This is a genomic window from Campylobacter volucris (assembly GCF_008245045.1).
GTDB lineage: Bacteria > Campylobacterota > Campylobacteria > Campylobacterales > Campylobacteraceae > Campylobacter_D > Campylobacter_D volucris.
The window spans coordinates 986,167-1,005,825 of the sequence record NZ_CP043428.1 but is presented as its reverse complement, the minus strand read 5'-3'; the positions used below and the strand labels follow the sequence as shown (position 1 = coordinate 1,005,825).

The window sequence follows — 19,659 nt, the reverse complement described above, 5'->3', positions numbered from 1 at the left end:
TCTTATAATCACAATTTTACTTTTAATAAGGTTTTAAATATGCAAATTCCTTTTATAGATTTAAACACTCAATATAATACATATAAAAATGAAATTGATTTAGCAATTAGTGAAGTTTTGCAAAGTTCTTCTTTTATAGGTGGGGCAAAACTTGAAGAATTAGAGCAAAATTTAGCTAGTTATGTAGGCATTAAACATGCTATTGGTTGTTCGAGTGGGACTAGTGCTTTATATCTTGCTTTAAGGGCTTTAGATATTGGCAAAGATGATGAGGTTATAGTGCCAAGTTTTACTTTTATAGCAACAGCTGAAGCAGTAGCTTTAGTAGGTGCTAAGCCTGTTTTTGTAGATATAAATTTAACAAATTATAATCTTGATTTTGATGCAGTGAAAAAAGCTATCACTTCAAAAACCAAAGCAGTTATAGCAGTTAGTATGTTTGGACAAATGAGTGATTTAAAAGCTTTAAATGAATTTTTAAAAGAAAAAAATATCGTTTTAATTGAAGATGGCGCACAAAGTTTTGGTGGAAGTTTTAAAGGAGAAAAGTCTTGCTCTATTGCTCCAATTTCTTGCACAAGTTTTTTTCCTTCAAAGCCTTTGGGTGCTTATGGAGATGGTGGAGCGATTTTTTGTCATGATGATGAATTGGCTAAAAAAATCAAAATTTTGCTCAATCACGGGCAAACTAAGCGTTATGAACATCAATTTATAGGTATAAATGGACGCCTTGATTGCTTACAAGCAGCAATTTTAAATGTAAAATTAAAACATTTAGAAGAAGAATTGGATAAAAGACAAAAAATAGCACAAATTTATGATATAAATTTAAAAAATTGTCAAATTCCAAAAATAGACACAAATGCTATAAGCGCATACGCTCAATATAGTGTTTTAGTAGAAGATAGGGCTAGGATAATAGAAAAATTTGAAAAAGCAAATATCCCTTATGCTATACATTATCCAACTCCTTTGCATAAACAACCTTGTTTTAGCGAGTTTTCAAATTTAGAGCTTAAAAATGCAGAATATGCAAGCAAGCATATTTTATCTTTACCTTTTTCGCCTTTTTTAACACAAAAAGATCAAGAACAAGTAGTTTTACTTTTTAAAGATTAAAACGATGAAAATAGGTATTATAGGCCTTGGAAAAATGGGTCAAAACCATTTAAATGAGCTTAGCAAAAATAAGCATTTTAAAATAAATGCACTTTTTGATCTTCATAAGAATTCAAATTTAAGCTTTTATGAAGATATTTTTTATGATGATTTAGAGCAATTTTTAAATCAAAATAATGATATCATCATTATAGCAACTCCTACTAAATCGCATTTAGAAATAGCAAAAAAAGTTTTTTGTAAATGTAAATGTGTATTGATCGAAAAACCTTTAGCATTAAATTTACAAGAGATAAAAGAAATTTCTAATTTAGCTTATAAATATAATGTAAAAACCAGCGTGGGATTTTGCGAAAGATTTAATCCTGCTGTTTTAGCTTTAAAAAAAGAACTTGTAAATGAAGAAATTGTTAGTATAAATATACAAAGATTTTCATCTTATCCACAAAGAATTAGCGATGTGGGAATTTTGCAAGATTTAGCTGTGCATGATCTTGATTTGTTTTATTTTTTAAGTGGTAAAAAAATCACTAAGGCTAATATTTTAAAATATTTTAATAAAGATAAAATAAGAGAAGATGAAAGCATGATTTTATGCGAATTTACAAGTGGTGCTATAGCTTGTGCGCATGAAAGTTGGAATAGCACTCAAAGATTAAGAAAAATTTCACTTGTAAGTAAAAATCATTTTTATGAAGTTGATTTGTTAAATTTTTATCTAAGTAAAGATGGAGTTGCTTTAAAATTTGATATCCAAACACCACTTTTTGGCGAACATATGGCTTTGCTTGATTTGTTTTTAGATAAACCAAGTTATTTGGCTGCTATCGCTGATGCTTATGCGGTGCAAGAAATTTTAGAAAATTTTTGATTTTAATAAAAATAAAATCAAAAAAGTGTATTAGAAATTTGATGTATTTTAGATTTTATCAAGATAAAAAGGCTTTTATATGAAATTGGTTTTGTTTTTAAATATGGGTGGAGTTAATAAACTACAAGAATGTGAAGTTTTTTTAAAAAATATGTTTAATGATCCTTATATTTTAGGCATTAAAAACAATTTTCTTAGAAAATTTGTTGCTTTTATGATAACAAAATCTAGACTTAAAGCCATGAGAAAAAATTATGAAAAAATGGGCGGTAAATCACCATTAACACAGATAACTCAAAATTTGTGTGATAAATTGAATTTAGCAAATAATGAGTATAAATTTGATTTTATTAGTTTATATGTACCTCCTTTTGCTTTAGATGTTTTAAGTAAATATGAATTCAAACAAGAAGATGAAATAATTTTATTTCCTTTGTATCCTCATCATTCTACAACCACTGTTAGTACTTCTTTGGAAATGATGGAAAAAGAATTAAAAAAATTAAAAATTCAAGCTAGTGTGAGGGTAATGGATGTGTTTTATAATGATGATTTGTATAATCAAATGATTATTAAGCATATTTTAGAGAAAAAAAGCCATTTTGATTATAAGACTTTGATTTTTTCTGCGCATTCTTTACCGCTTTCTATCATTAAAAAAGGTGATTTATATGAAAAGCATGTGGTAAAACATGTTGAAATTTTAAAAAAGAAATTAAAAGATGAATTTGATGAAATTTATCTTTCTTATCAATCAAAACTTGGTCCTGTAAAATGGCTTGAGCCAAATACTAGCGATGTTTTAGCGAATTTAAATTCAAAAGCTTTGATCTATCCTATATCTTTTTGTATAGATTGTTCTGAAACTATTTTTGAATTAGGTATGGAGTATAAGCATTTAGCAAAATGTGATTATGAATTAATTTCTTGTCCAAATGATAGCGATGAATTTATAGAATTTATTTTAAATTATTTAAAAATTTAATCTTGGGTTTTGATAGGTTGTAAATAGCTTTCTTTAATCAAAATATTTACCGTATCTTTAAACATAGGTAAAGCACTTTGTGCAGCATAGTAGCTATAAGCTTTTGTAGGATTTCTTACTAAAACTCCTATGGTATATGCATGAGTTGCATCATTAGCAAAGCCAAAAAAGGAAGCATTGTAGCGATTTGAAGTATATCCTTTTCTTTCAGCTATCCTTGCTGTTCCTGTTTTTCCACCTATGATAATACCTTCTGTGATAGCTTTTTTTCCTGTGCCTTTTTCTATAACATTGATTAGAATTTGTTGCATTTCTTTAGCTGCTTTGCTTGAAAGAATTTTATCTTTTTTGATATCTTCGTCTAATTTTACTAATCTACCATTTTGATAAAATTTATTTGCAATTTGCGGTGTGATATAAATTCCATCATTGTTAAAAACATTATAAGCAGCTAGAAGTTGTATGAAAGTGGTTTTAAGACCATAGCCATAGCTTAAAACCGATTTTTCTATCTCTCTTAGTCTTTTTGGATTAGGAATTTCTCCTTTTTGCTCATAAGGTAAATCTATACCACTTTTTTCTCCAAAACGAAAAATTCTAAGACCAGAAATGATTTCAAGATTACTAAGTCTTTGAGCGATTTTAATCATGCCCACATTTGATGAGTAAGTAATCACTTCTTCCATGCTCATTTTGTTTTTAATATGATCATCGCGTATGGTAAATCTTCCAAGTTTGTATTGGCCTTTGTTAGTATCTATGATTTCATTAGTTTTGATTTTATCAAGCATTAGTGCGGTGGTAAATATAAAAGGTTTTATAACTGAACCTGCTTCATATCCATACTCAATAGCACTAGCATTTAATACAGATAAATCTCTTCCGCGATTTTGAGGATCGTATCTTCTTGAGCTAGCAAGTGCTAAAATTTTACCACTTTTACTTTCCATAATTCCAACGATGATTTCATTTGCTTTTAGATCTTCGTTTCTTTGATCGATTGCTTTTTCTAAGCTTTTTTGCAGTTTTAATGATATATTTAAGTATAAATCACAGCCATTAATTTTGCGTTGTTCATAAGAATATAAATTTAAAATGATATTACCACCTATATCTTTTAAACCTTGTATTTTTGCATTTTGTAAAGGATTAAGACAATCATTGTAGTATTTTTCTAAGCCCTTGATACCTGTATTTTTAAAAATTTCACTTTCTTCATCCATATAGGTTCTAGTGTATCCCACAACTGGAGTTAAGGAATCTTTTGGCATATAAATACGATCTTCTTTGTGCTCGATGATGTCAAGCCCTCTTGTTTCAACACGACCATTGCTATTTGTAAAGGCCTTAAAATAACCTTGCGTGTAAAGTTTTTTAGCAAGTTCTTTTAAATAGCTTGCATTTTTAGAATTAATATTTTGCAAGAGTATAAAACTATAACTTCTTTTTTTCTTCGCATTCATTCTTTTTTTGATATCTTGCATTTCTTCATCACTAGCACCACTATAAATTTGAAAAAGTTTTAAAAAAAGTTCTTTTTTGTCAGGATTTAGGCTTCTTAAATCAATCTCAGCTCTATAAATTTGCCTACTAGAAGTAATAGTAAAATTATCACTAGTAATGATATTCCCCCTTAAAGCTGATAAATATTGTTCTTTTTCTGTATTAGGAATGTGGCGTTTAGAGGTAAGAAAAAAGGTAGAAAGTAAAAATAAAACCATAAAAAACAGAGTCATACAAAATGCAAAGGCAACCTTCGAAACTCTATTTTTAATAGTGTTTTGGAGCATATATTATATTTGAGTTCTTGAAATTTCTTTATATGCGTTTATAGCTTTATTTCTAACTTCGAGCATAAATTTCATACTTGATTCAGCTTTACTAATGGCAATAGCTGCTTGGTGTAAGTCTTTTACTTCACCTGTTGCTATATCTACCATTGCTGCTTCTGCAACTTCTTGGTTTTTATTAAGATCGTTGATGGAATTTTTTAATAATTTTGAAAATTCATCACCGATATTATTTGTGTTTGCATTGGTATTAGATTTATTATTGGTATTGTTTAGTTGATTGATATTATTTATAGTATTCATCTTAACCTCTTAGTAAATCTATAGCACTTTGTGCTATGGTTTTAGTGCTTGTAAATGCACTAACATTTGCTTGATATGCTCTTGTTGCTTCTATTAAATCAGCCATTTCAATAACTGGGTTGATATTAGGAAAAGCAACATATCCTTGCTCGTTAGCATCAGGATGAGAAGGATCAAATTTCATACGAAAATCTTTATCATCTCTTACAACTTTATCTACCACCACGCTCATTATAGGTGGTTTTGCATATTTTTGAGCATCTGGATCATTTAAAGGATTTTCATATTCTAAAAAATTATTATTTTTTTCGATTTGTTTATTTAAAATTTCATTAAAATTTGTTGCTTTAAAAATCACTTCTCTTCTTCTATAAGGCCCACCTTCTGCTGTTCTAGTGGTGTTTGCATTAGCTATATTTGAGCTAATAACATTCATTCTAAAACGCTGAGCGCTAAGTCCATATCCGCTAATATCAAAATCACTTAAATAAGCCATTATTTATCTCCTAGCCTAATTTAGAACTTGTTTCAATGATGGTTGAAAAAATATTACTTTGTCTTCTTAAGACACCATCTAAAGCTGTAATCATCATTGTATTTTTACTCATTTCTGTTGTTTCAACATCTAAATCAACAGTATTTGCATCATTTCTTGCTAAATGACCATCTCTTAAATAAATAGTAGATTTATTTGGATCTGGAAATTTCCAAGGCTTTTGATGACCTTCATGAGTAGTAGCAATTTCAAGCTCTTTGTTATCTTTTTTCTTAAAAATTTCATTTGCTCTATTAACTAAAGCAGTTTCAAATTCAATATCTCTTGCTTTATAAAAAGGAGTATCAACATTTGCAAGGTTAGAATTAATCATTTGACTTCTTAGGTTTCTTCCTGCTAGTGCATCAACAATAAGTTCTTTTGATTTAAAAGGGCTTATCATATTTTTCCTTTCTTAAAAGCTTTACAAAAATAAAAGCAAAAAACATTCCAAAAATATATATAATCATTTTTAGGTTTAATTATATCTTTTTATAGTAAATTTTTGAAATTTTCAAAACCACTTTCAAAGGTAACTTTTTGCTCTAAAATTTTCAAAAAATCTTTTTTGTAAATTTCTTTTGCGCCCATAAATTTTAAGTGCTCATTAGGAACTTGACAATCGATTATAAAATCATAAGGTTTTAAAATTTCACAAAGCTTAATTAAAGCAGTTTTAGAAGCATCTTTTTTAAGGCTTATCATACTTTCTCCAAAAAATACTTTTCCTATGATAAGCCCGTATAATCCGCCTATAAGCTCATCGTTTTCATAAACTTCTACGCTATGAGCGATATTTTTTTCAAAAAGTTGAGTATAAATTGTAATAAATTCTTTTGATATCCATGTTTTTTTTCTCAAAGCACAAAGTTTTATCAAATCACAAAAATTTTGATCTAGTTTGATTTTATAGTTTTTTAAAGCTTTTTTGATGCTTTTTTGAATGTGAATTTGATCTGGCAAAAGTATCATTCTAGGAGATGGACACCACCATGTTACTGGATTACTTGTCCAAGGAAAAAGCCCTAAGCTATAAGCAAAAGGTATAAAATCTACCTCTAGTTTATCACTTATAAAAACTGGTGCATCATCAGGGCTTTTTAAAAGCTTAGAATATAAATTCGATTTTTGCATTTTTAGAAAGTTTTAGTTTAACTTTTCCACCATTTTTTAATTTACCAAATAAAATCTCATCACTTAATTTCTCACCAATTTCATCTGCAATAATGCGTTTTAACAATCTCACTCCAAATTCTTTTGAAGTGGCTTTAGCAGCGATAAATTCTTTCACTTTTTTATCTGCTTCTATGCTAATATTTTTTAAATTGAATGATATTAAATCAAGTTCTTTTTGCACGATTTGTTCTAAAATATCATCATTTAGGTCGTTAAAATGTATGATTTTATCGATGCGATTGATAAATTCAGGTGTAAAAAAATCTTTAATAGCTTTATTACTTTTTTCTTGATTATTGCTTAAAAATCCCAATTCGTTTATTTCTTTTAAGCCTAAATTAGAAGTCATGATAATAATGGTATTTTTAAAATCAGCTTTTAAACCGCTATTATCAGTTAAACTTGCATTGTCAAAAATTTGCAAAAAAGTATTGGTTAAGTCAGGATGAGCTTTTTCAATTTCATCAAAAAGAATTAGGCTAAAAGGATTTTTTCTTACACTATTGCTTAACAAACCCCCATCTTCATATCCTACATAACCAGCAGATGTCCCTATGAGTTTGCTAACATCATGTTTTTGAGCGTATTCACTCATGTCAAATCTTTCAAGATTTAAATTTAGATTTTGTGCTAATTGCTTAGCAAGTTCAGTTTTACCAACTCCGCTAGAGCCTGTAAATAAAAACACGCCTCTAGGAGTATTTTTAGCTTTTAATCCTGCATAACTTTGCTTTAAAACTGAACATAAAGCTTTAATAGCTTCATCTTGACCAAAGATATTATCTTTTAGACTTTTTTCTAAATTTTTTAAAATTACTCCTTGATCGCTTTCATAAATTTTATGCGAGCGAGTCATTCTAGCTAGAGTATTTTCTAAATCTTTAGTTTTAATAATTTTTTTTGTTTTTTTATCAATCAAAGCAAAACTAGCTCCAAGCTCATCTATTAAATCAATGGCACTATCGGGTAAAAATTTATCATGCAAAAATTGTTTGGCTAGTTTAATGCTAGTTTGTAAAATTTCATCACTAAGCTTGATTTTATGAAAATTTTCATATTTGCTTTTTAAACCTTGTAATATTAAAAAGCATTCTTCTTCGCTTGGTTCATCTATGTCAATTTTAGCAAATCTTCTACTTAGCGCTTTGTTTTTATCAAAAGTATTTTTATATTCTATAAAAGTAGTAGCTCCGATGCATTTAATAGAGCCATTACTTAAAGCAGGTTTTAATAAATTAGACATATCAGCATGACTTTCGTTGCTAGCTCCTGTGCCAACTATAGTATGAATTTCATCTATAAATAAAATAGCGTTTGGAATTTTTTCAAGTTCATTGATAATATCTTTTAATCTTTTTTCAAAATCGCCTCTGTATTTAGTGCCAGAAAGCAAACTAGCCATATCTAAAGTGTAAATTTTTGCATTTTTTAAATGATTTGGAACTTTTTCTTGAGCAATAGCTAAAGCTAGACCTTCTACAACAGCTGTTTTTCCAACGCCAGGTTCGCCAACTAAGATAGGATTATTTTTCTTGCGTCTGCTTAGAATTTGTATGATTCTTTCAAGTTCAAATTTTCTACCAATTACAGGATCAATTTTGCCTTGTTTAGCTAGTTCTACAAGTTCTGTTGTATGGGTTTTTATATTTTCAAATTCAGCATTTTGCAAAAGTTCTTTTAATTTATTTTTATCAATTAAGTGTTTTTTTAAAATATGGTAAGAATAAGCTTTTTCTTCTTTACTTAAGGCGATTAAAAAATCCAAAACACTAGTTTGATTTTTTTGTGTTAAATTTTGCAAAATATTATTTAATATGATAGAAAAAACAGGCTCAATTTCTTTTTTTAACACTTCATTGTTTTTAGCTAAATAATTTTTTAGTTCATTTTCAAAAATTTCTAATTCTCCATCTCCAATTTCTTCTAATACATTTTTAAAATCACTACTAAGCTTAACAAGAGCAAAAAGCAAATGCTCGCAAGTGATAAATTCATGATGATTGATGATGCTAAGATGTCTTGCATTAGGTATAAAAGAGTCGATTGATTCTTGGTATTTCATTGTTCCTCTATCCTTGTTTGGAGTGGAAAATTGTTATTTTTTGCTGCTATATCAACTTGTTGTTTTTTGCTAAGTGCAATTTCTTCTGTGTAAATTCCACAAACTCCACTTCCTTGGTGATGAATTTCTAGCATGATTGCACTTGCTTTTTCAAAATCATGATGAAAAATATTAATCAAAACATCCACAACAAATTCCATAGTTGTAATATCATCATTTAATAATAAAACCTTAAATAGCTTTGGTTGGGCTAATTTTTGCTGTTCTAAAATTTCATTTTTTAGACTCATTGAGTATCCTATCAATATCTTCTTGCATAGTTTGGCTTGAAACTTTTCCAAGATAATACTTTACATAACTTTTTGTATTTTTATTCCAAAAATCTGTCAAATCTTGATATTTTCCATCTTTTAAAACTACTTTAAATGGTAATTGTTCCATATTTTGATAGTTAATGTCTTTTAGAGCTTGTGCTACAATTCTATCATTTTCTTTAGAATTACTTAAAAAATAATACGCACCATAATTAAGCGCAAAATCTTTTACAGCTTGATCGCTTACATTTTCAAAATGACTTAGTCCTATGATTGTAAAATTTTCTTTATTTTTTTGCCATAGGCTAGTAAGATGAGGTGCTTCTTCTTGGCAAGGAGTGCAAAAAGTACCAAAAAAATCAAACATTAAAATTTTATTTTCTTCACCTTTGATAGCAAAACCATTTTCAGTTCTAATTAAGGTTTTTTCTCCACCATTTACACTTTGTAAAGTTATTTCTTCACCTGTTTTAAATTCTTTAAATGCAAATTCATCTTCTATGGTAGTTTGACTTGAACAAGCACTAATTAAAATACCAAAAATACTTACTAAAAATAAATACATAATTTTTTTCATGAATATCCTTTTTTAAATTTAATAATTTTTCATTGCAGCTCTTGCTTCAAGATCGGCTTGTTTTTTCTTTAAAGCTTCTCTTTTATCATGTAAATTTTTTCCTTTTGCAAGAGCTATCAAAGCTTTGACTTTATTTTTTTCATTAAAATAAAGCTCTATTGGCACAATGGTAAAACCTTGGGTGCTGATTTTCCCAAAAAGTTTGTCAATTTGCTTTTTATGCATTAAAAGCTTTCTTGCTCCTTTTTCTTCGTGTTTGTAAAAAGCATGCGTTGTGTTTAAGTGAGAAATATGAGCATTAAGCAAGAAAATTTCTCCTTTGATTATACGCACAAAAGAGTCTTTTAAATTTGCTCTAAAGGCTCTTAAGGCTACTACTTCCGAGCCTTTTAAAACCATACCAGCTTCAAATTTCTCTAAAATTTCATAATCATGAAAAGCTTTTTTGTTTTTAACAATGATTTTTTTCATCTATAAAACCTTAAAAACACTGCTTCCACTTCCACTTAAAAAATACCCTTGAGAAAGAAATTCTTGCATTTTAGGATAAATTTTTACACAAGGAGCAAACAAATCATTTAGTGTGGTATTGTCAAATTCTAACAATTGAGTGGTTTTTAAATGAGTGAATTTTTTGGCTAATTGTAAATTTTCATCTAAATTATATTTTAGCTCATCAAAACTTTTATAAACTTCAGCACTTGAGCAAGAAAAAGATGGAAAAGCAAAATTTAATAAAGGCAAATCATCTTCAAATTCTTTTATAATCTCTCCACATCCGCTGACATTTGCGCTTTCATAGCCATATAAAAAAAATATCAAATCTGATCCTAGATTGTGACAAATTTGTTCTAATTTTTGCTTGGATAGTTTTAAATTTAATTCTTCGTTTATCATAAGTAAAAATGTCACAGCATCTGTGCTACTACCTCCAAGGCCACCACCTATGGGGATATTTTTGATTAATTTTAAGCTTTTGTGTTTAAAAAATTCATCAAGTTCGTTTTTAAATCCTAAATTTTCAAGTTCTTGGTAAGCTTTGTGTATGATGGTATCTTGATTAAAATTTCCTATAATTTCAAAACCATCTTTGTATTTTTCATCACTAAAACTTAACTCATCATATAAATGCTTTAAAAGTATAAAGCGAGAAGAGATTAAATGGTATGATCTTAAATCAAATCCAGTAATTTTTAAAAAAATATTAGCCTTTGCGTAAGCTCTCATTTTTTAAGCTTTTTGCTTAGATCATCAAGTTTGATATTTTCATCACTAATAGAGTGTAAATTTTCACTTTTAACTTGTTCGATTAATTCTTTTCTTAAAATCATTAAAGTTTTTGGAGCTTCAATGCCTATTTTAGCATAGCCTTTTCCTGTTTGGACTATTTTTATTTCTATATCATCGCCAATTTGTATGCTTTCGTTTTCTTTTCTTGATAAAATTAACATTTTAAAACCTTATTTAAATAATACTCTACTTGATCATTTTTAATATTTATAATAGAAAAAAAATCAGCTTCTTCTAAGAGGTAGCAACCTTCTTCTTGAATTTCTAAATCGTCTAAAAAGATTTTTTGTCCATTGTGTAATTTTTGTGGGTATTTTATCGTATTTTTTCTAAGATTTAAATAATCTAATGCATTTAGTTCTTTTTCATTTTCATAAAAAAAATCTCCTTCTTTGAGTCTTTCTAGGGAACTTAAAGTCGCATTAATATTTAATTTTCTTGCAAATAATTCACAATAAGATCTAATGTACCCACCTTCACTGACTGAAATTTCCATAGTTAAAAAAGGATGATTATAATGTAAAATTTTTGAGTGAAAAATTTCCATTTGAGTTGTTTTTAGATTGCTTTGAAGCCCTTTTTTTGCTAGCTCATATGATCTTATGCCATTAATTTTTTTTGCACAATATGCTGGAGGAGTGTAATTGATTTTGCCTAAAAGTTCATTTTGTATTTTTTGTAATTTTGAAAGATCAAAGGCTTTTATGAGTGAAATTTGTTCGATATTTTGATTATCCAAGCTTTTAGAATGCACTCCAAGCCAAAGTGTGGCTTTGTAAATTTTAGGACTTTTGTTAAAAAATCGAAATAATTTTGTATATTGATCAAAAGCGATTAATAAAACACCTTTTGCAAAAGGATCTAAAGTTCCTGAAAAACCTGCTTTTTTATTTTTGTATTTTTTCTTAAGTTTGGTTAAAAAAGCATTAGAGCTTAATCCACTTGGTTTATAAGCTACAAAAAGTTTATTCATATGATTTTTTCCACAAAACTTGACATTATCATTCTTTCAATCCCGCCAAAATTTATAGTTAATTTTTCTTCATTTTTAAATTTGCTCACACTCGTAATTCTTCCTATGCCAAAAATTTTATGCTTTATTAAATCACCTTTTTTGTAAGATTTTTGATTATTATCAAGAGTTAATTCTTTTTTGATTACATTGCTTTCACCTAAAAATCTGCTTTTATCTAGTTTTGTTCTACTGCCTTTATAAAATCTTGAATTTGCATAGCTTAAATACAACTTCTTTTTCGCCCTTGTAATGGCCACATAAGCAAGTCTTCTTTCTTCTTCTATATTGCTTGATTCGCTAGTAAGCGGAAAAAAACCTTCTTCTAAACCTACTATAAACACATAATCAAATTCAAGTCCTTTGCTAGCATGGATACTCATAATGCAAATACTTTCTTGATCTAAGCCATCTTGTTCGTTTAATAATGAAATCTCATTTAAAATATCATCTAATTTGGAATAATTTCCATGAGAAATTTTATCTTTTAAATTTGCATAAAATTCATCTATGTTTAGAAGCTTGTCTTCTCCTTCGGGATTATCTTTATAAAATTCTTTAAATTTAAATTCATTTTCTAAAGAAGTGATGATTTCTAATAAATTTTCTTTTTCTTTGAGTTTGTGCATACTTAGTATGAATTTTTCTACTTCATTGTCTGTTTTTTTAGTAAAAAATCCATTACCAACTAAAGCACAAAGCGCTTCAAATAATGATAAATTATTATTCAAAGCGTAATCTTGCAATTTTTGCAAAGTTGCATTACCAAAATTTCTTTTAGGCCTATTAATGATGCGTTTAAAAGAATAATCATCATTAAAATTAGATAATAATCTTAAATAAGAAATGATATCTTTAATTTCTGCTCTTTCATAAAATCTAATCCCACTTAGCAATTTAAAAGGAATTTTTTCTTTACTAAAAGCTTCTTCTAGAGCACGAGAAAGGGCATTAACTCTATAAAGTATAGCGATTTGGCTTGGGTTGATATTAGATTTTAAAAGTTTAAAAACTTCTTTTGCTATTTTAAAACTTTCTATTTTTTCATCATCATTTTGTAAGATTTCTATCTCTTCACCTTTGTCTTTTGTGCAAATTAGTGTTTTACCTAATCTTTTTCTATTATGTTCTATAAGTTCGTTTGCAGCTTGTAAAATGGCATTAGTAGAGCGATAATTTTGTTCTAATTTGATAAGTTTTACATTGCAAAATTGTTCTTGGAAATTTAAGATATTTTCTATTTTAGCCCCGCGCCATCCATAAATACTTTGATCATCATCTCCAACCACACAGATATTTTCATGACTTGAACATAATTTTTTTAAAATTTGATATTGTAAAGCATTGGTATCTTGGTATTCATCCACGGTTATATAAGCATATTTTTTACTTTGTTCTTTAGCAAATTCTTCATCTTCTAAAATTTTATTTGTGAGCATTAACAAATCATCAAAATCCATAAAATTATTTTGTATTAAAAAATTTTCATATTGCTCATAAGTGCGGATGATTTCTTCATAATTTTTACTTTTTTCATCTTTTAAAAATTCAAGCTCTTTTTGAATTTCTTGGGCACTTTTGCTTTGATTTTTAAAATTAGATATATAAGCTCCTATGGTAGCTAATGAGTTTTTTAAATTTTCATTAGTTAAATCTTTTAAAATTTTTTTCTTATCATCACTATCTATGATTACAAAATTATTAGCTCTTGAAATTCTTTCGCTATACAATCTTAAAAACAAAAGTCCAAATTTATGAAAAGTACAAAGTAAGGGAGTTTGTAAATTTTCATTTTTAATTAAAGCTAAAGCTCTATTTTTCATTACATTAGCAGCTTTATTTGTAAAAGTGAGTGTGAGAGTGTGATGGGCTGGAATTCCTACTTGATCAATCAAATAAGCAAGTCTAGTTGTAATTGTTTTTGTTTTACCACTTCCAGCGCCTGCAAGTATTAGCATGGCACCATCTATGTGCAATACAGCTTCCTTTTGACTTTGGTTTAAGCCTTCTAATAAATTCATTTTTTTAGCAAATCTTTGTTTTGTGGATTATTTAAAAAAGCATTCATGGATTTTTCTTTAAGTTTGTTTTCGTTTTTCTTTTTAAAATAATTAGAAAAATTTACAAAAATGATATTATCTTCTACTTGAATTTGAGCTATCGCACCTAAATCAACCTTAACAAAAGTAGCAAAATCATCCGGTCCAAATCCTGCATGAAATTCCATATTTTCTTTGTTTAAAACTATGGATTTAAAAGTGTATCCTCCTAATGCAAAAACACAATATGGATTTTTACTCACTACATCAAGTTCTTGCGGTAAAGGAGGCTCTAAAGTCACAAATTTTGTATTTACAAGTATGCTAAATTCTATATCTTGGGCAATTAAAATTTGCAAACATTCATATATACTTTTTTCCATTAAATTAATAAAGTTTTTATCGTTTAAAATTTTATCTATCATCGCTTAACCTTAAGAATTCATCCACTAAAATTTTAACTTGTTCTAAGCCTATATTCCAAAATTCATCACTTTCTATATCAAAACCAAACATAGACACTAATTCTTTTGGACTTTTACTACCACCACTACTTAAAAATTCGATGTAAAGTTCAACAAAATTTTCACATTTTTTACTTTTATATAAACCATACAAAGCAAGTACTAAAAGCTGAGCATAAGCATAAGCATAGCAGTAAAATGGAGAATGGATAAAATGAGGTATATAAGAATACCACAAAGCATAATTTTTGCTTAACTCAATGCTATCTTTAAACATTTTTTGAGATTCTTCTATCCAAATTTTACTTAATTCTTCTGCGCTTAGCTCCCCTTGGGTAGCATGAAATCTTCTTTCAAAGGTAGTAAAATTAATCTGTCTATATAAGGTAGCAAAAATATCTTCAATCTTTGCTGCGTATAAAGACAAAAGCTCTTCTTTGTTTAAATTGTCTTTTATGTAATCAAAAATTAGCATTTCAGCAAATACAGACGCAGTTTCAGCTGTGGTTAGTGGTGTATCTTGATTTAAAAAACTAACTTTATAAGAAAGTTGTTGATGAATGCTGTGTCCAAGCTCATGAGCTAAGGTAAAAAGATCGCGTCTTTGATTGGTGTAATTTAGCAATATATAAGGATGGCTTAGTGGGGTGCTTGAGTGAGAAAAAGCTCCACTTTGTTTAAATTCTTTTGGATAAACATCAATCCATCCTTCGTTAAAAGCTTTATTGGCAATATTATAAAATACCGGAGAAAATCCATTGAAAGCTTTTAATATTATATCTTTTGCTTTATCAAATTCTACGCTCATGTCTTTGCCTATTGGAGCGTATCTATCATAATCTTTTAACTTTGCATAGCCAAGAATTTTTTTCTTAGCATTATAAAATTTAGCAACCAAATCAAAAGAATTTTCAGCCGTCATAATAAGAGCATCAACGCTTTTTTTTGAAATTTGGTTTTTAATGTGTCTTGGAGTTTCAGGGTTTTCATAAGATCTTAATTCGCAAATACTTGCAAGCTCAGTTTTGATCATATTAAATATATAAACTAAAAGTTTGTTTTGTTTTTTTAAGACTTTGCTAAAACTTTTTGCAGCTTTTTTTCTAATGCTTTTATCAGCATCATAAAGCTTACTTAAAATTTCTTCTTCGCTAAGTTTTTTGCCTTCAAATTTAAATTTTAACGCACTAAAGGTTTCATCAAATAATCTTGAAAAAGCACTAGCTCCAGTGTTTGATAAACGCAATATAATTCTTTCTTCTTTTTGAGAAAGATTGTGTTTTTTATGCTTGATAAGATTGTTTAGATAAAAAGCATAATCTTTGCAAAATTCTATAAATTTTTGATTTATTTCTTCGTCTAATTGGCAAAATTCTAATTCAAAAAAAAGCAGATTTTCTTCTATTTTTTTGCATAAATTTTCATATTTAGCATAAAATGAACCTTTGGTGGTATCTTGGGCAAAATTTAAATAAGCAAAAGTTAAAATATGAGAAATTTTTAAAATTAAATTTTCATATTCTTGCAAACTTGCTAAAAAATTTTCATTATTTAAGGTAGAAAGTTTATTTTCGTAAGCTTGTCTAAAAATTTGTGCTTCTTTGTTTGCTTGATTTAGATATAAATTTAATTCTTGTTCGTTTTTAAATAAAACATTTAAATCCCAATTTTGCATAGTTTATCTTTCTAAAATTAATTTTTTTAATACAGCCATTCTTATAGCAACTCCATTTTTTACTTGCGCAAGAACTTTTGAGCGTTTATCGACCATGACTTCATCGCTAATGTCAATATTACGATGCACAGGTCCAGGGTGTAAAATGATAATATTTTTATCTTTTATAAGCTCTTTGGTAATACAAAAATCATTAGCATAATCTTGCAATGAAGCATAAGTTGGGACATTGTGTCTTTCAGTTTGAGTTCTAAGACTCATAATAATATCAACATCATCAATTACATCTTTTAATTTATAAAATTTTTTTATAGGATAATTTGGCATAAAATGAGGTGGAGCGACCAAAGAAATATCTATACCAAATCTAGGAAGTAATTCTAAATTTGAAGCTGCAACTCTGGAATTTTTAATATCTCCAATTATGGCAATTTTTTTTCCAATAACATCATAATTAAAATGTTCCATTATGGTAAAAAGATCAAGCAAAGCTTGGGTTGGATGAGCGTGTTTTCCATCTCCTCCATTTATAATAGGACAATGAGTATAGTTTGCAAGAGTATGGGGTACTCCTGAATTTTTATGTCTTATTATTATTGCACTAGGAGCCATGGCATCAAGATTTGCTGCTGTATCAAAAAGAGTTTCACCTTTGCTAGAACTACTTCTTGAAACATCTAGTTTTAATACCTTTGCTCCTAATCTTCTTGCAGCTGTTTCAAAGCTTGATTGGGTTCGTGTAGAATTTTCAAAAAATATAGTTGTAACGCTTTTGCCTTTTAAATCATTGCGTTCTTTTTCGTCTAAATATTCTTTAGTATATTTAAAAAGTTCTAAAATTTCATCATTGCTGAAATCTTTTGTGGTGATTAAATGCCTCATGAGAACTCCTTAAATTTTTAAATTAAGCTCATTATCAGAACAAATAGCGCTAAATAAAACATCTGTAGAGCTATTAAGAGCAGTTTCTACGCTATCTTGAATGACTCCTATGATAAATCCAACAGCAACTACTTGCATGGCAATATTATAATCAATATTAAATAATGAACAAGCAAGAGGTATCAAAAGAAGTGATCCTCCAGCTACTCCACTAGCACCACATGCTGCAAAAGTTGCTAAAATACTTAATAAAATAGCCTGTAAAAAATTTATTTCAATACCCACAGTATGAGCTGCAGCTAAGCTTAATATGGCTATAGTAACAGCTGCTCCAGCCATATTAATAGTAGCTCCTAAAGGAATGGAGATACTATAAAGACTATTGTTGATATTTAATTTAGAGCAAAGTGCCATATTTACAGGTATATTTGCAGCAGAACTCCTAGTAAAAAATGCAAATACAGCGCTATGTTTTAGACAAATAAAAATTAAAGGATAAGGATTTTTTTTAGTATATAAAAATACAATTAAAGCATTAATCACAAAAGCAACAAAAAACATAGTTGCTACTAAAACAATAAGTAATTTTACATAACTTAACAAACCATCTGCTCCAGTTTGAGCTACAGAATTAGCAACAAGTCCAAATATCCCAAAAGGAGCAAGTTTGACTATAAATTTAACTATTTTTAAAACTCCTTCGTTTATGTCTGTAAAAATTTGTTTGGCTTGATTAGAACAATGTCTTAGAGCAAAACCTCCACCTATAGCCCAAACTAAAATACTTAAATAATTTCCAGAAGATAAAGCATGTATAGGATTATCCACCATTTGAAATAACAAAGTTTTAAAAACTTCATTGATATTAGCTGGAGTAGAGCTAGAAGCTTTTTGAATATCAGTTAATACAAGTTCAACAGGAAAAATAAAACTAATACTAACAGCACTTAATGAAGCTAAAAAAGTACCAAAAATATACAATAAAATAATATGTTTGATTTTAGAACTTCCATGATTGAATTCTTTGGTGCAAATTGTGGTTAAGATTAAAATAAATACTAAAATTGGAGCAATAGCTTTTAAAGCTCCTGTGAATAAATTTCCAAATATACTTGCAAAAACAGCTAAATCTTTTGATATTAAACCAATTATTATTCCTAAAATTATACCTATACAAATTTGTAAAATTAAATTTCCATCTTTATAGCGCTTGATTATACAAGAGAATAAATTCATTTAAAACCTTTGTTGTTTTGTTTACTTGAATATAGTTTATTCTATCAAAGTAAAGCTTAAAGTTTTTGATTTTTAAGTTAAACTTTGTTAAAATAAATGCTTTGTGAAATTGAAATTTTTATAAGGAAAACAATGTATTTATTTACTTCAGAGGTTGTTAGTGCTGGTCATCCTGATAAATGCGCTGATATTATAGCTGATTCTATAGTTGATGCTTTTTTAGAAAATGACAAAGATTCTAGGGTTGCAAGTGAGGTTTTTGTTGCGGGTAATAAGGTTGTAATTGGTGGAGAAATTAAATCTAAACACAAATTAGAAAAAAAAGATTATGAAAATATAGTTAAAAAAGCTTTAGCAGAAATTGGATATGATGGTCATCCACATTTTAGTAAAAAACAATGCTTACATCCTGATGATTTAGATGTGATGGTTTTTTTAAATGAACAAAGTCCTGATATAAATCAAGGTGTTGATCAAGAAGATGGAGAAATAGGAGCAGGAGATCAAGGTATAATGTTTGGTTTTGCAAGCAATGAAGCAAATGAATATATGCCAGCTGCAATATCTTATGCAAGAATGCTTTGTGATAAAGTTTATGCATATGCTAAAAAAAATCCTCACGAGCTTGGGGTAGATATTAAAACTCAAGTTACTATTGATTATGTAACTAAAGAAAATTTTGAAAACTGCAAACCTCAAAGTATTCATACTATAGTAGTTTCAGCTCCTTGCGTAGAAAGCATGAAAATAGAAGATTTAAGAGCTTTGGTGATGAAGTTAATTTTAGATACAAATTTACCAAAAGAGCTTTTTTGTCCAGAAAAAACAAGAATTTTGATAAATCCAACTGGAAAATATGTAAATCACAGCTCTTTACACGATAGTGGTTTAACAGGAAGAAAGCTTATAGTAGATAGTTTTGGTGGATATGCTCCAATAGGCGGTGGAGCACAATCTAGCAAAGATTATACAAAGGTTGATAGAAGTGGATTGTATGCTGCAAGATGGCTTGCTAAAAATATAGTAGCAGCAGGGCTTGCTAAAAAATGTATAGTTCAACTTTCATATGCTATAGGTGTTGCAAAACCAACTTCAGTGAGTGTTGATTGTATGGGTACAAATACCAGATTAAATGATGATATTTTAAGTGATTTTGTAATGAAAACTTTCCCACTAACTCCAAATTGGATTAAAAATAAATTTAATCTTGATAAACCAAGTAAAGATACATTTTTATATGCAAATGTTGCTGCTCGTGGTCAAGTAGGACAAGCTGATTATCCTTGGGAAAAACTTGATGCAGTGGATGAATTTAAATCTTTATAAAAT

General features: G+C 28.2%; 21 protein-coding genes. 4 read left to right on the top strand and 17 right to left on the bottom strand.

Annotation, left to right across the window (positions count from 1 at the left end; all coding sequences use genetic code 11):
• Positions 1-45 precede the first annotated feature (45 nt).
• The 3 genes from CVOLT_RS05295 to hemH all read left to right on the top strand — a co-directional run bounded on the left by CVOLT_RS05295 (position 46) and on the right by hemH (position 2,975).
• The gene (locus tag CVOLT_RS05295) at positions 46-1,119 is read left to right on the top strand and encodes a DegT/DnrJ/EryC1/StrS family aminotransferase (RefSeq protein WP_039666291.1); all 1,074 of its coding nucleotides are present in this window, start codon (positions 46-48) and stop codon (positions 1,117-1,119) included.
• Between the two features lie 4 nt (positions 1,120-1,123).
• A complete protein-coding gene (locus tag CVOLT_RS05290) occupies positions 1,124-1,990 on the top strand; it encodes a Gfo/Idh/MocA family protein (protein WP_039665776.1) in 867 nt (288 codons plus the stop codon).
• A gap of 79 nt (positions 1,991-2,069) precedes the next feature.
• Entirely contained in the window at positions 2,070-2,975 is a 906-nt protein-coding gene (hemH, locus tag CVOLT_RS05285) for a ferrochelatase (protein WP_039665775.1), read from the top strand.
• Here hemH and CVOLT_RS05280 read toward each other — a convergent pair.
• The 17 genes from CVOLT_RS05280 to sstT all read right to left on the bottom strand — a co-directional run bounded on the left by CVOLT_RS05280 (position 2,972) and on the right by sstT (position 18,330).
• Positions 2,972-4,765, bottom strand: coding sequence for a cell division protein FtsI/penicillin-binding protein (locus CVOLT_RS05280; protein ID WP_039665774.1), 1,794 nt, complete (start codon positions 4,763-4,765; stop codon positions 2,972-2,974). The two genes, hemH and CVOLT_RS05280, sit on opposite strands and share 4 nt — an antisense overlap.
• Before the next feature lie 3 nt (positions 4,766-4,768).
• A complete protein-coding gene (gene fliE, locus CVOLT_RS05275; protein WP_084059239.1) occupies positions 4,769-5,059 on the bottom strand; it encodes a flagellar hook-basal body complex protein FliE in 291 nt (96 codons plus the stop codon).
• Between the two features lie 10 nt (positions 5,060-5,069).
• Positions 5,070-5,564 (bottom strand): flagellar basal body rod protein FlgC, encoded by a 495-nt coding sequence (gene flgC / locus CVOLT_RS05270; RefSeq protein ID WP_039665772.1) that lies wholly within the window; start codon positions 5,562-5,564, stop codon positions 5,070-5,072.
• A 10-nt stretch (positions 5,565-5,574) separates the two neighbouring features.
• On the bottom strand, positions 5,575-6,006 hold the full coding sequence (flgB, locus tag CVOLT_RS05265) for a flagellar basal body rod protein FlgB (RefSeq protein WP_039665771.1): 432 nt from the start codon (positions 6,004-6,006) through the stop codon (positions 5,575-5,577).
• An 89-nt stretch (positions 6,007-6,095) separates the two neighbouring features.
• Positions 6,096-6,737: a leucyl/phenylalanyl-tRNA--protein transferase gene (gene aat / locus CVOLT_RS05260; RefSeq protein WP_039665770.1), complete on the bottom strand. Its 642-nt coding sequence runs from the start codon at positions 6,735-6,737 to the stop codon at positions 6,096-6,098.
• Entirely contained in the window at positions 6,712-8,841 is a 2,130-nt protein-coding gene (locus tag CVOLT_RS05255) for an ATP-dependent ClpAP protease, ATP-binding subunit ClpA (RefSeq protein ID WP_039665769.1), read from the bottom strand. The genes aat and CVOLT_RS05255 overlap by 26 nt, the downstream gene beginning before the upstream one ends.
• Positions 8,838-9,131 carry an ATP-dependent Clp protease adaptor ClpS gene (locus CVOLT_RS05250; RefSeq protein ID WP_039665768.1) on the bottom strand — a complete coding sequence of 98 codons (294 nt, stop codon included), beginning with the start codon at positions 9,129-9,131 and terminating at the stop codon, positions 8,838-8,840. Before CVOLT_RS05250 ends, CVOLT_RS05255 begins: the two co-directional genes overlap by 4 nt.
• Positions 9,115-9,732, bottom strand: coding sequence for a TlpA family protein disulfide reductase (locus CVOLT_RS05245; protein WP_039665767.1), 618 nt, complete (start codon positions 9,730-9,732; stop codon positions 9,115-9,117). Before CVOLT_RS05245 ends, CVOLT_RS05250 begins: the two co-directional genes overlap by 17 nt.
• An 18-nt stretch (positions 9,733-9,750) precedes the next feature.
• Positions 9,751-10,203, bottom strand: coding sequence for an SsrA-binding protein SmpB (gene smpB / locus CVOLT_RS05240; protein ID WP_039665766.1), 453 nt, complete (start codon positions 10,201-10,203; stop codon positions 9,751-9,753).
• The gene (locus tag CVOLT_RS05235) at positions 10,204-10,959 is read right to left on the bottom strand and encodes a 4-(cytidine 5'-diphospho)-2-C-methyl-D-erythritol kinase (RefSeq protein ID WP_039665765.1); all 756 of its coding nucleotides are present in this window, start codon (positions 10,957-10,959) and stop codon (positions 10,204-10,206) included.
• Positions 10,956-11,183, bottom strand: coding sequence for a carbon storage regulator CsrA (gene csrA, locus CVOLT_RS05230; RefSeq protein WP_039665764.1), 228 nt, complete (start codon positions 11,181-11,183; stop codon positions 10,956-10,958). The genes CVOLT_RS05235 and csrA overlap by 4 nt, the downstream gene beginning before the upstream one ends.
• The gene (gene truB / locus CVOLT_RS05225) at positions 11,177-11,995 is read right to left on the bottom strand and encodes a tRNA pseudouridine(55) synthase TruB (protein WP_039665763.1); all 819 of its coding nucleotides are present in this window, start codon (positions 11,993-11,995) and stop codon (positions 11,177-11,179) included. The genes csrA and truB overlap by 7 nt, the downstream gene beginning before the upstream one ends.
• Complete coding sequence (locus tag CVOLT_RS05220; RefSeq protein WP_039665762.1) at positions 11,992-14,055, bottom strand: UvrD/REP family helicase; 2,064 nt, start codon at positions 14,053-14,055, stop codon at positions 11,992-11,994. The genes truB and CVOLT_RS05220 overlap by 4 nt, the downstream gene beginning before the upstream one ends.
• Complete coding sequence (locus tag CVOLT_RS05215; protein ID WP_039665761.1) at positions 14,052-14,498, bottom strand: hypothetical protein; 447 nt, start codon at positions 14,496-14,498, stop codon at positions 14,052-14,054. Before CVOLT_RS05215 ends, CVOLT_RS05220 begins: the two co-directional genes overlap by 4 nt.
• On the bottom strand, positions 14,488-16,212 hold the full coding sequence (locus CVOLT_RS05210) for a M3 family oligoendopeptidase (RefSeq protein WP_039665760.1): 1,725 nt from the start codon (positions 16,210-16,212) through the stop codon (positions 14,488-14,490). The genes CVOLT_RS05215 and CVOLT_RS05210 overlap by 11 nt, the downstream gene beginning before the upstream one ends.
• 3 nt (positions 16,213-16,215) lie before the next feature.
• Positions 16,216-17,094, bottom strand: a complete 879-nt coding sequence (locus CVOLT_RS05205) for an aspartate carbamoyltransferase catalytic subunit (RefSeq protein ID WP_039665759.1) — start codon at positions 17,092-17,094, stop codon at positions 16,216-16,218.
• 9 nt (positions 17,095-17,103) lie between these two features.
• Complete coding sequence (gene sstT / locus CVOLT_RS05200; RefSeq protein ID WP_039665758.1) at positions 17,104-18,330, bottom strand: serine/threonine transporter SstT; 1,227 nt, start codon at positions 18,328-18,330, stop codon at positions 17,104-17,106.
• 132 nt (positions 18,331-18,462) lie between these two features.
• Here sstT and metK point away from each other — a divergent pair, with 132 nt between their 5' ends.
• A complete protein-coding gene (metK, locus tag CVOLT_RS05195; protein ID WP_039665757.1) occupies positions 18,463-19,656 on the top strand; it encodes a methionine adenosyltransferase in 1,194 nt (397 codons plus the stop codon).
• Positions 19,657-19,659: the final 3 nt, after the last annotated feature.